At 70.4% G+C, this 13665-nt stretch carries 15 protein-coding genes; 7 read left to right on the forward strand and 8 right to left on the reverse strand.

Going from position 1 to position 13665, the window contains the following annotated elements; all coding sequences use genetic code 11:
- The first annotated feature begins 136 nt into the window (after positions 1–136).
- From ABE488_RS08345 to ABE488_RS08355, 3 genes are all read left to right on the forward strand, one after another.
- Positions 137–1195: an ABC transporter substrate-binding protein gene (locus ABE488_RS08345; RefSeq protein ID WP_346447810.1), complete on the forward strand. Its 1059-nt coding sequence runs from the start codon at positions 137–139 to the stop codon at positions 1193–1195.
- Between the two features lie 74 nt (positions 1196–1269).
- The gene (locus tag ABE488_RS08350) at positions 1270–2262 is read left to right on the forward strand and encodes an iron ABC transporter permease (RefSeq protein ID WP_346443533.1); all 993 of its coding nucleotides are present in this window, start codon (positions 1270–1272) and stop codon (positions 2260–2262) included.
- Complete coding sequence (locus ABE488_RS08355; RefSeq protein ID WP_346447812.1) at positions 2259–3047, forward strand: heme ABC transporter ATP-binding protein; 789 nt, start codon at positions 2259–2261, stop codon at positions 3045–3047. The genes ABE488_RS08350 and ABE488_RS08355 overlap by 4 nt, the downstream gene beginning before the upstream one ends.
- 174 nt (positions 3048–3221) lie before the next feature.
- On the opposite strand, the gene ABE488_RS08360 is transcribed toward ABE488_RS08355, so the two are convergent.
- Together ABE488_RS08360 and purE are read right to left on the reverse strand one after the other, a co-directional pair.
- Complete coding sequence (locus tag ABE488_RS08360) at positions 3222–4382, reverse strand: 5-(carboxyamino)imidazole ribonucleotide synthase (RefSeq protein ID WP_346447814.1); 1161 nt, start codon at positions 4380–4382, stop codon at positions 3222–3224.
- Positions 4383–4413: 31 nt separating this feature from the next.
- The gene (purE, locus tag ABE488_RS08365) at positions 4414–4878 is read right to left on the reverse strand and encodes a 5-(carboxyamino)imidazole ribonucleotide mutase (protein WP_346447889.1); all 465 of its coding nucleotides are present in this window, start codon (positions 4876–4878) and stop codon (positions 4414–4416) included.
- 356 nt (positions 4879–5234) lie between these two features.
- On the opposite strand from purE, the gene ABE488_RS08370 reads away from it, so the two are divergent.
- The 3 genes from ABE488_RS08370 to ABE488_RS08380 all read left to right on the forward strand — a co-directional run bounded on the left by ABE488_RS08370 (position 5235) and on the right by ABE488_RS08380 (position 6945).
- A complete protein-coding gene (locus ABE488_RS08370; RefSeq protein WP_346443461.1) occupies positions 5235–5516 on the forward strand; it encodes a Trm112 family protein in 282 nt (93 codons plus the stop codon).
- A 105-nt stretch (positions 5517–5621) separates the two neighbouring features.
- Entirely contained in the window at positions 5622–6500 is an 879-nt protein-coding gene (gene nadC / locus ABE488_RS08375; protein ID WP_346447815.1) for a carboxylating nicotinate-nucleotide diphosphorylase, read from the forward strand.
- Between the two features lie 112 nt (positions 6501–6612).
- On the forward strand, positions 6613–6945 hold the full coding sequence (locus ABE488_RS08380; protein WP_346447817.1) for a DUF3301 domain-containing protein: 333 nt from the start codon (positions 6613–6615) through the stop codon (positions 6943–6945).
- Positions 6946–6990: 45 nt separating this feature from the next.
- On the opposite strand, the gene ABE488_RS08385 is transcribed toward ABE488_RS08380, so the two are convergent.
- The 6 genes from ABE488_RS08385 to ABE488_RS08410 form a co-directional block, all read right to left on the reverse strand.
- Complete coding sequence (locus ABE488_RS08385) at positions 6991–7500, reverse strand: ClpXP protease specificity-enhancing factor (RefSeq protein WP_346447819.1); 510 nt, start codon at positions 7498–7500, stop codon at positions 6991–6993.
- Positions 7501–7576: 76 nt separating this feature from the next.
- Complete coding sequence (locus tag ABE488_RS08390) at positions 7577–8197, reverse strand: glutathione S-transferase N-terminal domain-containing protein (RefSeq protein ID WP_241943943.1); 621 nt, start codon at positions 8195–8197, stop codon at positions 7577–7579.
- 177 nt (positions 8198–8374) lie between these two features.
- On the reverse strand, positions 8375–9118 hold the full coding sequence (locus tag ABE488_RS08395) for a cytochrome c1 (RefSeq protein ID WP_346443453.1): 744 nt from the start codon (positions 9116–9118) through the stop codon (positions 8375–8377).
- Positions 9111–10370 carry a cytochrome bc complex cytochrome b subunit gene (locus ABE488_RS08400; RefSeq protein WP_346443451.1) on the reverse strand — a complete coding sequence of 420 codons (1260 nt, stop codon included), beginning with the start codon at positions 10368–10370 and terminating at the stop codon, positions 9111–9113. The genes ABE488_RS08395 and ABE488_RS08400 overlap by 8 nt, the downstream gene beginning before the upstream one ends.
- Positions 10370–11008 (reverse strand): ubiquinol-cytochrome c reductase iron-sulfur subunit, encoded by a 639-nt coding sequence (gene petA / locus ABE488_RS08405; protein ID WP_346443449.1) that lies wholly within the window; start codon positions 11006–11008, stop codon positions 10370–10372. Before petA ends, ABE488_RS08400 begins: the two co-directional genes overlap by 1 nt.
- A 145-nt stretch (positions 11009–11153) precedes the next feature.
- A complete protein-coding gene (locus ABE488_RS08410) occupies positions 11154–12038 on the reverse strand; it encodes a lytic transglycosylase domain-containing protein (protein WP_346447820.1) in 885 nt (294 codons plus the stop codon).
- A 167-nt stretch (positions 12039–12205) separates the two neighbouring features.
- On the opposite strand from ABE488_RS08410, the gene miaB reads away from it, so the two are divergent.
- Positions 12206–13648, forward strand: a complete 1443-nt coding sequence (gene miaB / locus ABE488_RS08415; RefSeq protein ID WP_346447821.1) for a tRNA (N6-isopentenyl adenosine(37)-C2)-methylthiotransferase MiaB — start codon at positions 12206–12208, stop codon at positions 13646–13648.
- Positions 13649–13665 lie beyond the last annotated feature (17 nt).

Raw genomic sequence — 13665 nt, forward strand, 5'->3', positions numbered from 1 at the left:
TGCGCTCCGTGGCGCAGGCGTTGCGGCCAGTGCGCGACGTCCCCGACGGACGATAGGGGCTAAAATCGTCGTCTTGCAGCGGCCGGCCTCCCGCCGGCCGCTGCGTCTTCATCCGATTCGACAAGGTGACAGGCCGATGTTCCAGCGCCTCACGATCCGCCATGCGGCCCTGCTCGCCGCCAGCCTGGCCTGTGCCCTCGCCGGCTGCGCCCGCAACGGCGACGACGGCGCCGCCTCCCCGCAGGCCGCCCCCGATGTCGCGGACACGGCACTGCCCGACGGCTGGCGCCGCGTCGCCGGCACCGACATTCCGCAGGTGCCGCGTTCGACCCAGGACCTGCCGGCGACCGTTCGCTCCGACGACGGCGTCGAGGTCACCATCACCGACACCAGCCGCACGATCGTCGGCAACGACGACATCGTCATGGTCATGGACGCGCTCGGCCTGTCGGACCAGGTGTTCGCCGCGCCGGTCAACAGCGTCACCGAGACCGGGCGCAAGGCGCCGCACCATTTCCTGTTCAACCGCACCACCGGGGTCGAAGGCGTGTTGAGCCTCGACGGCACCTTGTTCGTCGGCAACAGCCTGCGTCGGCACGGCAAGCTCGCACAACCGCTGCGCGATGCCGGCCACGCGATGATCATCGTCGACGAACTGCAGCCCGCGCCGGACAAAGTGCGCAAGATCGCCGCCGCATTCGGCCACGCCGACGAGGGCGAACACCTGGCCGCGCGCGTGCAGGCCCAGCTCGACGAGGCCGCCGGCATCGCCGCGCGCCACACCCGCCGCCCGCGGGTGATCCATGTCTCGGCCACCGGCGGCGGTGGCGCGCCCACGGTCGGCGGCGCCGACACCGCGGCGGCCGAGGTCATCCGCCTGGCCGGCGGCATCAACGTCGGTGACGAGGCCCGCGTGGCCAATTATTCGCAGCTGAGCAACGAGGGCATCATCGCCGCCGATCCGGAGGTGATCCTGGTCAGCGAGGACGACCTGCGCGTGTTCGGCGGACCCGACGGCCTGTGGAAGGCCTACCCGAGCCTGCGCCAGACGCCGGCGGGCATCGCCCACCGCGTCTGGGTGATGCCCGACCTGCAGCTCAAGGCGACCAGCGTCGCCAGCGGCACCGGCGCCCTGGCACTGGCGACCGCGCTGTCCGAGCTGGCCGCCGAGCTCGACGCCCAGCCCGGCGCATGAGTGCCGAAGGCCGCGCGCGTCCGCGGCGCACCGGCCAGGTCCGGCGGCCGCCCGGCGGCCTGTTGTTCGTCGGCATGCTCGCGCTGCTGGCGCTGGTGATCGTACTGTCGTTCGGCGTCGGCCCGCTGCGGATTCCGCCCGGCGACGTGGTGCACGTGATCGCGCACCAGCTGGGCCTGGCCGATGCCGGCACGCTGAGCCAGCGCGACATCTCGGTGGTCTGGAACCTGCGCGTACCGCGTGCGCTGCTGGCGGTCATCGTCGGCGCCTCGCTGGCGATGGCCGGCGCCGGGCTGCAGGGCCTGTTCGGCAACCCACTGGCCGACCCGGGCATCGTCGGCGTGACCCACGGCGCGGCGCTCGGCGCAGTGGCGGCGATCGTGCTCGGTGCGACGGTGCTCGGCGCCTGGACGATCCCGGTCGCGGCGTTCGCTGGCGGCGCGGTGACGACCACGCTGATCTATTTGCTCGCCCGCCCCGACCGCGGCGGCGGCACCGCGACGTTGCTGCTGGTGGGCATCGCGATCGCCGCAGGCTGCTCGGCGGCGATCGGCTTCTTCACCTATATCGCGCGCAGCGACGAACTGCAGTCGCTGGTGTTCTGGCAGATGGGCTCGCTGGCGATGGCCGACTGGGGCGACCTGCTGGCCGCGGTGCCCGCGTTCGCGATCGGCGCGGTCGCGCTGGCGAGCCTGGCCACGCCACTGGACATGCTCGCGCTGGGCGAACGCCAGGCCCAGCACATCGGCCTGGACGTGCGGCGTACGCGCGCGCTGCTGGTTGCGGTCTGCGCGCTGCTGGTCGGCTCGGCGGTCGCGTTCGCCGGCGTGGTCGGCTTCGTCGGCCTGGTCGTACCGCATTTCGTGCGCCTGCTCGCCGGCCCGGGCCACCGCTGGCTGCTGCCGCTGTCGGGCGCGACCGGCGGCCTGCTGGTGGTGCTGGCCGACACCGCTGCGCGCAGCCTCGATCCGCCCTCTGAAATCCCGTTGGGCCTGTTCTCCGCCGCACTCGGTGCGCCGTTCTTCCTGTGGTTGGTACTGCGCAGCCGCAAGCGGGGCGGCGCGTGAGCGCAGCCGATGCCGCCGACGACGTGCTGGCGATCGAGCGCGCGAGCGTGCGCATCGACGGCCGCGCGATCCTCGATGACGTCGATCTGCGCTTCGCGCGCGGCACGCTGACCGCGCTGGTCGGCCCGAACGGCGCGGGCAAGTCGACCCTGCTCGCCGTCGCCTCCGGCGACCTCGTACCCGTTGCCGGTCATGTCCGGCTTGCGGGCGCACCGCTGCGCGAATGGAAAGCGCGCGCGCTGGCGCGCGAGCGCAGCGTGCTGCCCCAGGACCATGCAGTGCGCTTTGCCTTCAGTGTCCGCGAAGTCGTCGCGATGGGCCGGCTGCCGCACCCGCCGGCCCCGGCCGAGGACGCGCGCATCGCCGAGGCGGCGATGGCGACCGCTGACATCGTCCACCTCGCCGGTCGCGACGTGCAAACGCTGTCCGGCGGCGAAGCCTCGCGTACCGCGTTCGCGCGGGTGCTCGCGCAGACCACGCCGGTGGTGTTCCTCGACGAACCCACCGCTGCGCTCGACCTGCAGCACCAGGAGGCCGTGCTGCGGACCGCACGCCAGTTGGCCGACGACGGCGCCTGCGTGATCGTCGTGCTGCACGACCTCAACCTCGCCGCCGGCCATACCGATCGCATCATCATGCTGCAGCATGGCCGCGTCGCCGCCGACGGCAGCCCGCGCGAAGTGCTGACCCGCGAGACCATCGAGCGGGTGTACCGGCAGCCAGTGCTGGTGCTCGAACACCCGACCCGCGGCGTGCCGCTGGTGGTCAGCGACGATCCCAGATGAGCAGACGCGCGCCGGGCGCGCGCGCCTGCCGGGGCCATCACCCCATCTGATACGCACCGCATGTCATGCGCACCGGAGCGGTGCGTCGGCAGCCGCCAAGGCGACGTCGTGGGGCGCCCTCGACCACACGATCGCGTCGCCCCGTGTTGTCTCGCCCGCAGGTGGCGGGCGCGCTCAGCCGGCGGCGTGTGCCCGTGCGCCCAGCCGCGCGACGACCGGCGCGACCTGTGATTGCCGCCCCAGGGCCTCGCCGAGCTCGGACAGGCGCTGAGCCAGCGTCTGCGCATCGTCGGCACGGACCGTCGCATGACCGACCTTGCGGCCGTCGCGCGGTTGCTTGCCGTAGTCGTGCCAGTGCACGCCGGGCACGGCCAGTGCGGCCGCGGCGTCGGGCATCGCGCCGAGCCAGTTGAGCATGCACGACAGGCCGCGCGGCGCGGTGTCGCCCAGCCGCAGGCCGAGCACGGCGCGCAGGTGGTTCTCGAACTGCGACGTCTCGGCGCCTTCGATGGTCCAGTGCCCGGAGTTGTGCACACGCGGCGCCAGCTCGTTGGCGAGCAGCTCATCGCCGCGGCAGAACAGTTCCAGCGCGAACACGCCGACGTAGTCCAGCCGTTCGGCGATCGCGCGGGCATGCGCAGTCGCGGTGCGCGCCGTCGCCGCATCCGCGGCCGCCGGCGCCAGGCTCGTCGACAGCACGCCATCGACGTGGCGGTTCTCGGTCAGCGGCCAGGTGCGGAACGTGCCGTCGCGCCCGCGTACCGCGACCACGCTGAGCTCCCGCTCGAACGCCACGAAGCCCTCGAGGATCAGGCCGGTCGCCTGCACCTGGGCGCCGAGCGCGTCCCAGGCGGCGTCGATGTCGGCCGCCTCGCGGATGCGGAATTGGCCCTTGCCGTCGTAGCCCAGCCGCCGTGTCTTGAGGATGCAGGGCATGCCCAGCCGCGCGACCGCGGCGTCGAGATCGGCGCGGGTGACGATGTCGACGAACTCGGGCACCGGGATGCCGAGTTCGCGGAACAGCGTCTTCTCGGCGAGCCGGTCCTGGGTCAGCGCCAGCGCATCGGGATTGGGGAACACCGGCACGTCCGTGGCGAGCCGGCGCGCACCATCGGCGGGCACGTTCTCGAAATCGAACGTCGCCACGTCCACCCGCGCGGCCAGGTCGGCCAATGCCGCCGGATCGTCGTAGCCGCCCAGCAGCAGCGGCGCACACTGTCCGGCGCAGGCGTCTGCGGCGCCGTCGAGAACGAGGACATTGACTCCCAGCGGATGGCCCGCCAGTGCCAGCATGCGTGCCAGCTGGCCGCCGCCCAGAATCCCGACCGTCGTCATGCCCGCGCGCGCTCCGACGCTACAAGCGCGCTCATCGACGCGGATCGTCATTGGCGGCGACCTCCTCGGTCTGCCGCTGCCGGAACTCGTCCAGTGCGCCCGCCACCGCCTCGTCGCCAGCGGCCAGCATCGCCGCGGCGAACAGCGCGGCGTTGGCCGCGCCGGCATTGCCGATCGCGAAGGTGGCGACCGGCACCCCCGCCGGCATCTGCACGATCGACAGCAGCGAATCGAGCCCGCTGAGAGCTTTGGACTGCACCGGCACACCGAGCACGGGCACCGCGGTCTTGGCGGCGAGCATGCCCGGCAGATGCGCGGCGCCGCCGGCGCCGGCAATGATCGCGCGCAGGCCCCGCGTGCGCGCCGAGGCGGCGTAGTCGAACAGCACATCCGGCGTGCGATGCGCGGAGACCACGCGGACTTCGTGCGGGACACCGAGCTGTTCGAGCTTCTGCGCGGCGTGCTGCATCGTCTCCCAGTCCGAACGCGACCCCATCACGATCCCCACAAGCGGGGCTCTGCCCGAGGTGCTCCGCTCGCCGGACGCGGCGAGGGCGGTCGTGCTGCTCTGGACGTTGGCTGACATGCGCGGGCTCCGGCCTCAAACCGGCATTTTAGAGGTTCTTCCCTATGGGCGGGAACGGCGCTTCAAAGCCCCCCAACAAACCGGGGTCAGGGTGCAGTTTCGCAAGACAACAATCCGGGGTCAGGGTCCCGGCCTTTCCGCAGCCGCGGGATCGCAGTTCGAAAGACGGCGCCGCCTGAAGGCGTCGTGCGTGGGGCTTGCGCCGGCGTCGGCGATGCGAGGTGGTACGCTTCCGCGATTCCCGACATGCCCGGAACCCCCGCACCATGGACCGCAAGTTGCTCGACATCCTCGTCTGCCCCGCCAGCCGCCAGCCGCTGTCGCTGCTCGACCGCGCCGGCCTGGATGCGCTCAATGCGGCGATCGCCGCCGGCACGGTGCAGCGCGAGGACGGCACGGCGCAGAACGCGCCGCTGCGCGAGGCGCTGATCACCCACGATCGCAAGCGCGTCTACCGCGTCGACGACGGCATTCCGGTGCTGCTGGTCGAGGACGGCATCGCGACCGGACAGATCGCCGACTTCCCGAAGGACGGCGCACGCGCCTGATGGATGCGGGCGTTCGCATGTGATCGCGCGCCCGGCCACGACCGGCCCGGCCGCAGGTGCCGCGCCCCCGCCACGACCGGCCACCGTCGCCATCGGACAGGACCCATGACCCCGCCCACCACCTCGCACCGCATCGCCCCGCCGGATCCGGACACGGTCGCCGCCAACGTCGCCGCGGCGCTGGCCGAGGACCTGGGCACGGGCGATGTGACCGCGGCCCTGCTGCCCGACCGCGCGGCCACCGCCAGGCTGTTGTGCAAGCAGGAGGCGGTGATCTGCGGCCGGCCGTGGTTCGACGCCTGCCATCGTGCGCTGGACCCGGACGTGCGCATCGACTGGCACGTCGCCGAGGGCGACCACGTCGTCGCAGGCACCGTGCTCGCCACACTCGCCGGGCGCAGCCGGGCACTGGTGTCCGCCGAGCGCACCTCGCTGAACTTCCTGCAGACCTTGAGCGCGACGGCCACCGCCACCGCGCACCATGTCGCCGCACTCGCCGGCACCCGCACGCGCCTGCTCGACACCCGCAAGACGCTGCCGGGCCTGCGCCTGGCACAGAAGTACGCGGTGCGCGTGGGCGGTGGCCAAAACCACCGCATCGGGCTCTACGACACGGTGATGCTCAAGGAGAACCACATCCGCGCCGCCGGCGGCATCGCCGCCGCGATCGCCGATGCCCATGCCCGGGCCCCCGGCCTGCCGCTGGTGGTCGAGGTCGAAACGCTCGACGAATTGCGCGAGGCGCTCGCCGCCGGCTGCACGCGCATCCTGATCGATGACTTCGACGCCGCGACGCGGCGCGCGGCCGTCGCCATCGCACACGCTGCGCCATTCGAGGGCCGCATCCCGCTGGAGGTATCGGGCAGCGTCGACCTCGACGCCCTGCGCACCATCGCCGCCGACGGCGTGGACTATGTCTCGGTCGGTGCGCTGACCAAGCACGTGCAGGCGATCGACCTGTCGCTCAAGCTCCAGAACGCCTGATTCCCAGCGGCCCGGCCTGTTCCGGCCGGCCCCGAGCACGCCCCATCCGCCCTGCCGGACGTCCGCGTGCACGCGGCTTGCAAGCGCCGCCCGGCGCCGTCACATTGCGCGCATGCCCGATTTCCCGACGATGATCTTCGCGATGCTGGCCGCCTTCGCGGCGTTCCTGTGGTGGAGCGCGGCACGCGGCGCCGCCGAACGCGCCGGCCAACTCGGCCGCGAGGCCTGCGAGCGCGCTGGCGTGCAGTGGCTCGACCAGAGCGTGCACGCCTATGCGATGCGTCTGCGCCGCGACGACAGCGGGCGCCTGCGCGTGGAGCGCAGTTTCCGCTTCGAGTACTCCGAGGACGGCATCGAGCGCCATGTCGGCCAACTGGTGCTGCGCGGCGAGCGGCTGGTCGCGTTCAGTGGACCGACCCGCCGCGACGCCGCAGCGCTGCCCTGAACGCGTTGCCGCGGCCCGACCAGCAACGCCGGGCGTGCTCGAAACCTACTTGATGACCCGCAAATGCCCACGCCGCGGCTCGGGCGGGGTGTCGTCGTCCGGCGGACCATCGCTTTCGTCGTCATGATCCGGCGCGCCGCCGTCCACCGACGCGAAGGTCGGCCGCGCGGGCGCCGGTGCGGGGGCGTCCTCGGCCTGCGCCTCGTGCGCGTCGCCGGACGCGACGATGTCCTCGGGCAATGCCATGCCCTGCCCGGTCTCGCGGGCGTAGACCGCAAGCACCGCGGCGATCGGCACCACGACCGACTGGCTGACGCCGCCAAAGCGCGCGGAGAAGCGCACGCTGTCGTTGTCCATCTCCAGCCGCGCCACCGCACGGTCGGCGATGTTGAGCACGATGCGCCCGTCCTGCACCGCATGCGCAGGCACGCGCACGCCGGCGCGGCGCGCATCGACCAGGATATGGGGGGTCATGCCGTTGTCGGCGATCCACTCGTACAGCGCACGCAGCAGGTACGGGCGGTGGCTGGTCATCGCAGGCGCTTGGTCCGTCATGCGCGACAGTCTAACGGCTCGTGCAGGCTGGGGGCACAGATGCGGCACCGGCAGGTGGCCGGCGCCGGGCACGCGTCTACTCGGGCAGTGCGCGCAGCGCGCGTTCCTGCGGAGTCAGGCTGCGGACAAAGCCGGGGCTGCGGAAGATTCGGTTGCCGTAGTCCTCGATCGCCTTGACGCCATCCTTGGGCAGCGGGATCTCCAGTGCCTGCAGGCGCCAGACGATCGGCGCCATCGCGCAGTCGGCCAGGCTCATTTCCGGATTGAGAAAGAACTTGCTGGCCTTGAACAGCGGCACCGACGCGGTCAGCAGTTCCTTGAGCCGCTTGCGACCGGCTTCGGCCTGGGCCTTGTTGCCCATCTGGATCGCCTGGACCTGCGGCACCCAGTCGTGCTCGATGCGCAGCATCGCCAGGCGCAGGCGCGCGCGCGACAGCGGATCGACCGGCATCAGCGGCGGATGCGGATAGCGTTCGTCGAGATACTCGCTGACCACACTGGCCGCGTAGAGCACCAGCTCGCGCTCGACCAGGGTCGGCACCGAGTGGTAGGGATTGAGGTCGATCAGGTCCTCGGACGGATTGCGCGGGTCCACCACGACCATGTCGTAGGTAACGCCCTTGGCCGCGAGCACCAGGCGTGCCCGATGGCACAGCACATCATCGACCGAGGAAAACAGTGTCAGCACGTTTCGCATGGATGCACCCGTGGCCTGCATCGGCCTGTCCGTAAGACTGGCTCCGCCAGCCCTCGCGATGCCGCCTGCCCCTCGCAGACGATTGTCGCGGTGCCCGAGTCTCGCATTTCCGTGAGCCGCCCGGCAATGGCACCGGGTCGATGCCGGGCCGGGCGGCACCCACCCGGCCGGCAGCCGTCAGTGGACGTCGCGCCAGTATTCCTTCTTCAGCAACCAGGCCAGGAAGGTCAGAAACACCAGGAACAGCAAGACCCAGACGCCCATCTGCTGACGCTTGAGCGCGGCCGGCTCGCCGACGTATTCCAGGAACGTGGTGATGTCGCGGACCGTCTGGTCGAACTGCTGCGCGTCCTGGGTGCCCGGGGTGGCGATCTCCAGATGCTCGACCACCGGATCGGCGCCCTCGGTCGCCTCGGCGTAGACCGGACGCTGCAGGCCTTGCATCTCCCACAGCGGGTTGGGCATTGAGGCGTTGGGGAACAACGCGTTGTTCCAGCCCAGCGGCCGGGTCTCGTCGAGATAGAACGACTTGAGATACGTGAAGATCCAGTCGGCACCGCGCACGCGGGCGATCAGGCTCAGGTCCGGCGGGGTCTGGCCGAACCACTTGGCCGCGTGCTCGGCCGGCATCGACGACAGGATGTGCTCGCCGTAGGCCGCGCCGGTGAGGTTGAGGTTGTTCATCACCTCGTCCTCGGTCAGCCCCAGATCCTGGGCCATGCGCGAGTAGCGCATGAACTTGAGCGAGTGGCAGCCCGCGCAGTAGTTCATGTAGGCCTGCGCGCCGCGCTGCAGCGAGGCGCGGTCCCCCAGGTCCGTGCCGGCATGCTGGACCGGTCCGCCGGCCGCGGCCAGCGCGCCGAACGACAGCAGCAGGCCGGCCGCCGCGACGGCGATGCGGGCAATGAGTCGGTTAGTCATGCATCGTCACCCGATCGGGCACGGCCTTGGTCCTGTCGAGCTTGGTCCACAGGGGCATCGTGATGAAGAAAGCGAAGTAGAGGAACGTCAGCACGCGACCGATGATCGTCTCGACCGGGTCGGTGCCCGGGCCGGCGCCGATCTTGCCCAGCCAGACGAAGCACACGGCCAGCAGCGCCAGCATGATCTTGGTCAGCGGGCCGCGGTAGCGGTGCGACTTGACCTTGCAGCGGTCCAGCCACGGGATCAGGAACAGGATCGCGATCGCGGCGAACATCACGATCACGCCACTGAGCTTGTGCGGCACCACCCGCAACATCGCGTAGTACGGCGTGTAGTACCACACCGGCTTGATGTGCTCGGGCGTGACCAGGTGGTTGGCCGCGGTGAAGTTGTCGTGCTCGAGGAACCAGCCGCCGAACGCCGGGGCGAAGAAGATGATGAACGCCGCGATGATCAGGAAGAAGCAGACGTAGAAGCCGTCCTTGACCGAGTAGTACGGATGGAACGGGATGCCGTCGGCCGGCGCGCTCTTCGACCAGCGGTTGCCCTTGGGGCCCTTCTTGATCTCCACGCCGTCGGGGTTGTTGGACCCCACCTCGTGCAGCGCGCCCAGGTGCAGCACGACCAGCAACAGCAGCACCAGCGGCAGCGCGATCACGTGCAGCGCGAAGAAGCGGTTGAGGGTGGCGTCGCTGGGCAGATAGTCGCCCATAATCCACTCGGTCAGGCCGTTGCCGATGACCGGGATCGCGCCGAACAGCGAGATGATCACCTTCGCGCCCCAGAACGACATCTGGCCCCACGGCAGCACGTAGCCCAGGAACGCCTCGGCCATCAGCACCAGGTAGATCAGCATGCCCAGGATCCACACCAGTTCGCGCGGCTTCTGGTAGGAGCCGTACATCAGACCGCGGAACATGTGGATGTAGACGACGATGAAGAACAGCGAGGCGCCGGTGCTGTGCATGTAGCGGATCAGCCAGCCCCACTCCACGTCGCGCATGATGTACTCGACCGAGGCGAAGGCTTCCGCCGCGCTCGGCTTGTAGTGCATCGTCAGGAAGATGCCAGTCAGGATCTGGTTGACCAGCACGACCAGCGACAGCACGCCGAAGATGTACCAGATGTTGAAGTTCTTCGGCGCGTAGTACTCGGTCATGTGCTTGCGGTACATCGGCATCAGTGCCGGTGCACGCTCGTTGACCCAGTTGAAGACGCCGGTGGCGCCGCGGACGAGGACATTGGCCATCACGCGGCTCCCTTCGGATCGACGCCGATGACCAGCGTGCTGTCGTCGACGTAGTGGTGCGGCGGCACCAACAGGTTGGTCGGCGCAGGCACGCCGTCGTAGACCCGGCCGGCCATGTCGAACTTCGACTTGTGACAGGGGCAGAAGTAGCCGCCCTTCCAGTCGGCGTCGAACGGCGCCGGACGGATCTCGGCGACCATCTCCGGCGAGCAGCCCAGATGCGTGCACAGGCCGACGAGCACCGAGATGTCGGGCTTGATCGAGCGCAGTTCCGGGTTCGCCTCGCGCACGTACGCCGGCTGCTGGTCGACGTTGCTCGACTCGGGATCCTTGAGCCTGTCGTCGAGCGTGGGCAGCGCGTCGAGAATCGCCTTGGAGCGCTTGACGATCCAGATCGGCTGGCCGCGCCATTCGGCGATCAGGCGCTGCCCTTCTTCGAGGGCGCTGATGTCGACAGTCACCGGCGCGCCGGCGAGCTGCGCACGTGCGCTGGGATTCCAGGACTTGATGAAGGGAATGGCCGTGATGCCCGCCCCCACCGCGCCCACGACCAGGGTGCTCGCGGTCAGAAACCTGCGCCGCCCCACATTGACTGGCTCATCCCCGCCGCCAGGTCCGATCACCGCTTCGTCGACCATCGGTACTCCGCAAAACTTCGGTAGCTACTGTGCGCTGGCTGCCACGGACCACCCCGTTCCGCGGGCGGCCGCATCGATGTGTGCCAGTGTAGCTGAACCCTGAATCGAGCGACAATTGGGTCGAAATGTCGCACCCGCGCCGCACTCAGCGGCTGGCGACCTGCCCGCGATAGCGCTCTGCGAGCGTGCCCACACGCTGCACGTAGCGCTGGGTTTCGCTGTAGGGCGGCACGCCCTTGTGGCGGTCGACCGCGCCTTCGCCGGCGTTGTAACCGGCCGCGGCCAGGGTCAGGTCGCCATCGAAGCGCCGCAGCAGCCAGGCCAGGTACGCGACGCCGCCGCGGATGTTCTGCTCCGGGTCGAAGGCATTGACCACGCCAAAGCGCCGTGCGGTCGCGGGCATGAGCTGCATCAGGCCCTGCGCACCGGCGCGCGAGAGCGCATTGGGGTTGAACGCCGACTCGGCATGCATGATCGCGCGCACGATCGCTTCCTCGACGCCGAACTCGCTGGCCGCACGCGCGACCTCGTCACGATAGGCCTCGCGGTTGAGCCGCACAGTGCCGAAGTTGACCCCCGGCGCCGCGCCGCAGGCGTAGCAGGTCTCGAAGAAGCTGTAGCGGATGGTGCGCACCGACGCCACCTGCGCACCGCCGGCCGGCCGGGTGCTGCTGTAATGGCGCACGCCGTCGCGGACATAGGAATAGACCTGGCCCTGCTGCAGCCGCCGCTGGCCCCCGCTACGGAACGGGGGCGCCGAGGGCGCCGGGGCCGGGCTGGCCGCGGCGACCGGCTTGGGCGTCGCACCGCCCATGAAGGTCGCCGGCGCGCCGCGATCGGCGCTGGCCGGTGCAGGTCCGGGCTGGGGCTTGGCCGTGGCGGCCCGGCGCGGCGCGGCCGGCGCACTGGCGACCGCGCGGCAGCTCGCACCCGAGACCCGCTTGCTGACGTACTGGGGGATGCCGTCGCCGCTGTCGCAGCGATACAGCGTGCTACCGGCGGCCGGGCAGGCCACCAGCAGACCAAGCATCGCGATGCGTCCCCATCCCCGTTTCACGCGGCGGAGTGTCGCGTCTTCGGGCAGCGTTGCCAAGTGCTTGATTGTGAACGGGCGGCCCGAGCGCCCGACGCGCCCGGTACACTTTGCGCCCCACCCGCCATCCGGCCCGGACTCAGCGCCGTCGCCCCGGACACGCCATGACCCAGCCCGCATCCCAGGCGCCCGTCGCGCCGACCCTCGACCTTCCCGTCCTGCCCGCCGACGGCGCACCCGCGCCCGGTGCGGTGCTGCCTGCACGCGGCAAGCTCTACATCCAGAGCCACGGGTGCCAGATGAACGAGTACGACTCGGCCAAGATGGCCGACGTGCTCGCCGCTGCCGAGGGCCTGGAACTCACCGACGATGTCGAGGAAGCCGACGTGGTGCTGGTCAATACCTGCTCGATCCGCGAGAAGGCGCAGGAGAAGGTGTTCAGCCAGCTCGGGCGCTGGAAGGCCCTCAAGCAGGGCGGCAAACCGGTGCTGATCGGCGTCGGCGGCTGCGTCGCGTCCCAGGAGGGCGAGGCGATCGTCAAACGCGCGCCGTACGTGGACCTGGTGTTCGGCCCGCAGACGCTGCACCGCCTGCCCGAGCTGATCCGCGCCAAGCGCGCGACCGGCCAGCCGCAGGTGGACATCAGCTTTCCGGAGATCGAGAAGTTCGACCGCCTGCCCGAGCCGCGCGCCGAAGGCCCGAGCGCATTCGTCTCGATCATGGAAGGCTGCTCGAAGTACTGCTCGTTCTGCGTGGTGCCCTACACCCGCGGCGAAGAGGTCAGCCGGCCGTTCGAGGACGTGCTGGTCGAGGTCGTGCAACTGGCCGGCCAGGGCGTGCGCGAGATCAACCTGCTGGGGCAGAACGTCAACGCCTACCGCGGGCCGATGGGCGACGACGAGGTGGCCGACCTCGGCCTGCTGATCCGCACGATCGCGCAGATCGACGGCATCGAGCGCATCCGCTTCACGACCTCGCACCCGCTGGAGTTCTCCGACTCGCTGATCGAGGCCTATCGCGACGTGCCGCAGTTGGCCAACTACCTGCACCTGCCGGTGCAGGCCGGCAGCGACCGCATCCTGTCGGCGATGAAACGCGGCTATACCGCGCTGGAGTTCAAGCAGAAGATCCGCAAGCTGCGCGCCGTGCGCCCGGACATCTCGATCTCCTCGGACTTCATCGTCGGCTTCCCGGGCGAGACCGAGGCGGACTTCGAGAAGACGATGAAGCTGATCGAGGACGTCGGTTTCGACCAGTCGTTCTCCTTCATCTACTCGCGCCGCCCGGGCACCCCGGCCGCCGATCTGGAAGACACGGCGACCCAGGCCGAGAAGCATGCCCGGCTCACGCGCCTGCAGGCGCACATCAATGCGTACGCAGCCGGGATCTCGCAGCGGATGGTCGGCAGCGTGCAGCGCGTGCTGGTCGAGGGCCCGTCGCGCAAGGACCCCAACGAACTGACCGGCAAGACCGAGAACATGCGCTCGGTGAACTTCCCCGCCCCGGCGCGCCTGATCGGCCAATTCGTCGATGTCGAGATCACCGCCGCGCTCAGCAACTCGCTGCGCGGCCGCGTGCGACTGAGCGAGGACGCCGCAGCCGCGTAGTGCGTCTTGTTGCGCCG

The sequence above is a fragment of the Luteimonas sp. TWI662 genome (genome assembly GCF_039673825.1).
GTDB lineage: Bacteria > Pseudomonadota > Gammaproteobacteria > Xanthomonadales > Xanthomonadaceae > Luteimonas.

Coding starts and splice junctions, on each gene's coding strand:
- ABE488_RS08345 (WP_346447810.1), top strand. CDS start 137: ATGTTCCAGCGCCTCACGATCCGCCATGCGGCCCTGCTCGCCGCCAGC.
- ABE488_RS08350 (WP_346443533.1), top strand. CDS start 1,270: ATGCTCGCGCTGCTGGCGCTGGTGATCGTACTGTCGTTCGGCGTCGGC.
- ABE488_RS08360 (WP_346447814.1), bottom strand. CDS start 4,382: ATGACGACGGTCGGGATTCTGGGCGGCGGCCAGCTGGCACGCATGCTG.
- purE (WP_346447889.1), bottom strand. CDS start 4,878: ATGGGGTCGCGTTCGGACTGGGAGACGATGCAGCACGCCGCGCAGAAG.
- ABE488_RS08370 (WP_346443461.1), top strand. CDS start 5,235: ATGGACCGCAAGTTGCTCGACATCCTCGTCTGCCCCGCCAGCCGCCAG.
- nadC (WP_346447815.1), top strand. CDS start 5,622: ATGACCCCGCCCACCACCTCGCACCGCATCGCCCCGCCGGATCCGGAC.
- ABE488_RS08380 (WP_346447817.1), top strand. CDS start 6,613: ATGCCCGATTTCCCGACGATGATCTTCGCGATGCTGGCCGCCTTCGCG.
- ABE488_RS08385 (WP_346447819.1), bottom strand. CDS start 7,500: ATGACGGACCAAGCGCCTGCGATGACCAGCCACCGCCCGTACCTGCTG.
- ABE488_RS08390 (WP_241943943.1), bottom strand. CDS start 8,197: ATGCGAAACGTGCTGACACTGTTTTCCTCGGTCGATGATGTGCTGTGC.
- ABE488_RS08395 (WP_346443453.1), bottom strand. CDS start 9,118: ATGACTAACCGACTCATTGCCCGCATCGCCGTCGCGGCGGCCGGCCTG.
- ABE488_RS08400 (WP_346443451.1), bottom strand. CDS start 10,370: ATGGCCAATGTCCTCGTCCGCGGCGCCACCGGCGTCTTCAACTGGGTC.
- petA (WP_346443449.1), bottom strand. CDS start 11,008: ATGGTCGACGAAGCGGTGATCGGACCTGGCGGCGGGGATGAGCCAGTC.
- ABE488_RS08410 (WP_346447820.1), bottom strand. CDS start 12,038: ATGCTTGGTCTGCTGGTGGCCTGCCCGGCCGCCGGTAGCACGCTGTAT.
- miaB (WP_346447821.1), top strand. CDS start 12,206: ATGACCCAGCCCGCATCCCAGGCGCCCGTCGCGCCGACCCTCGACCTT.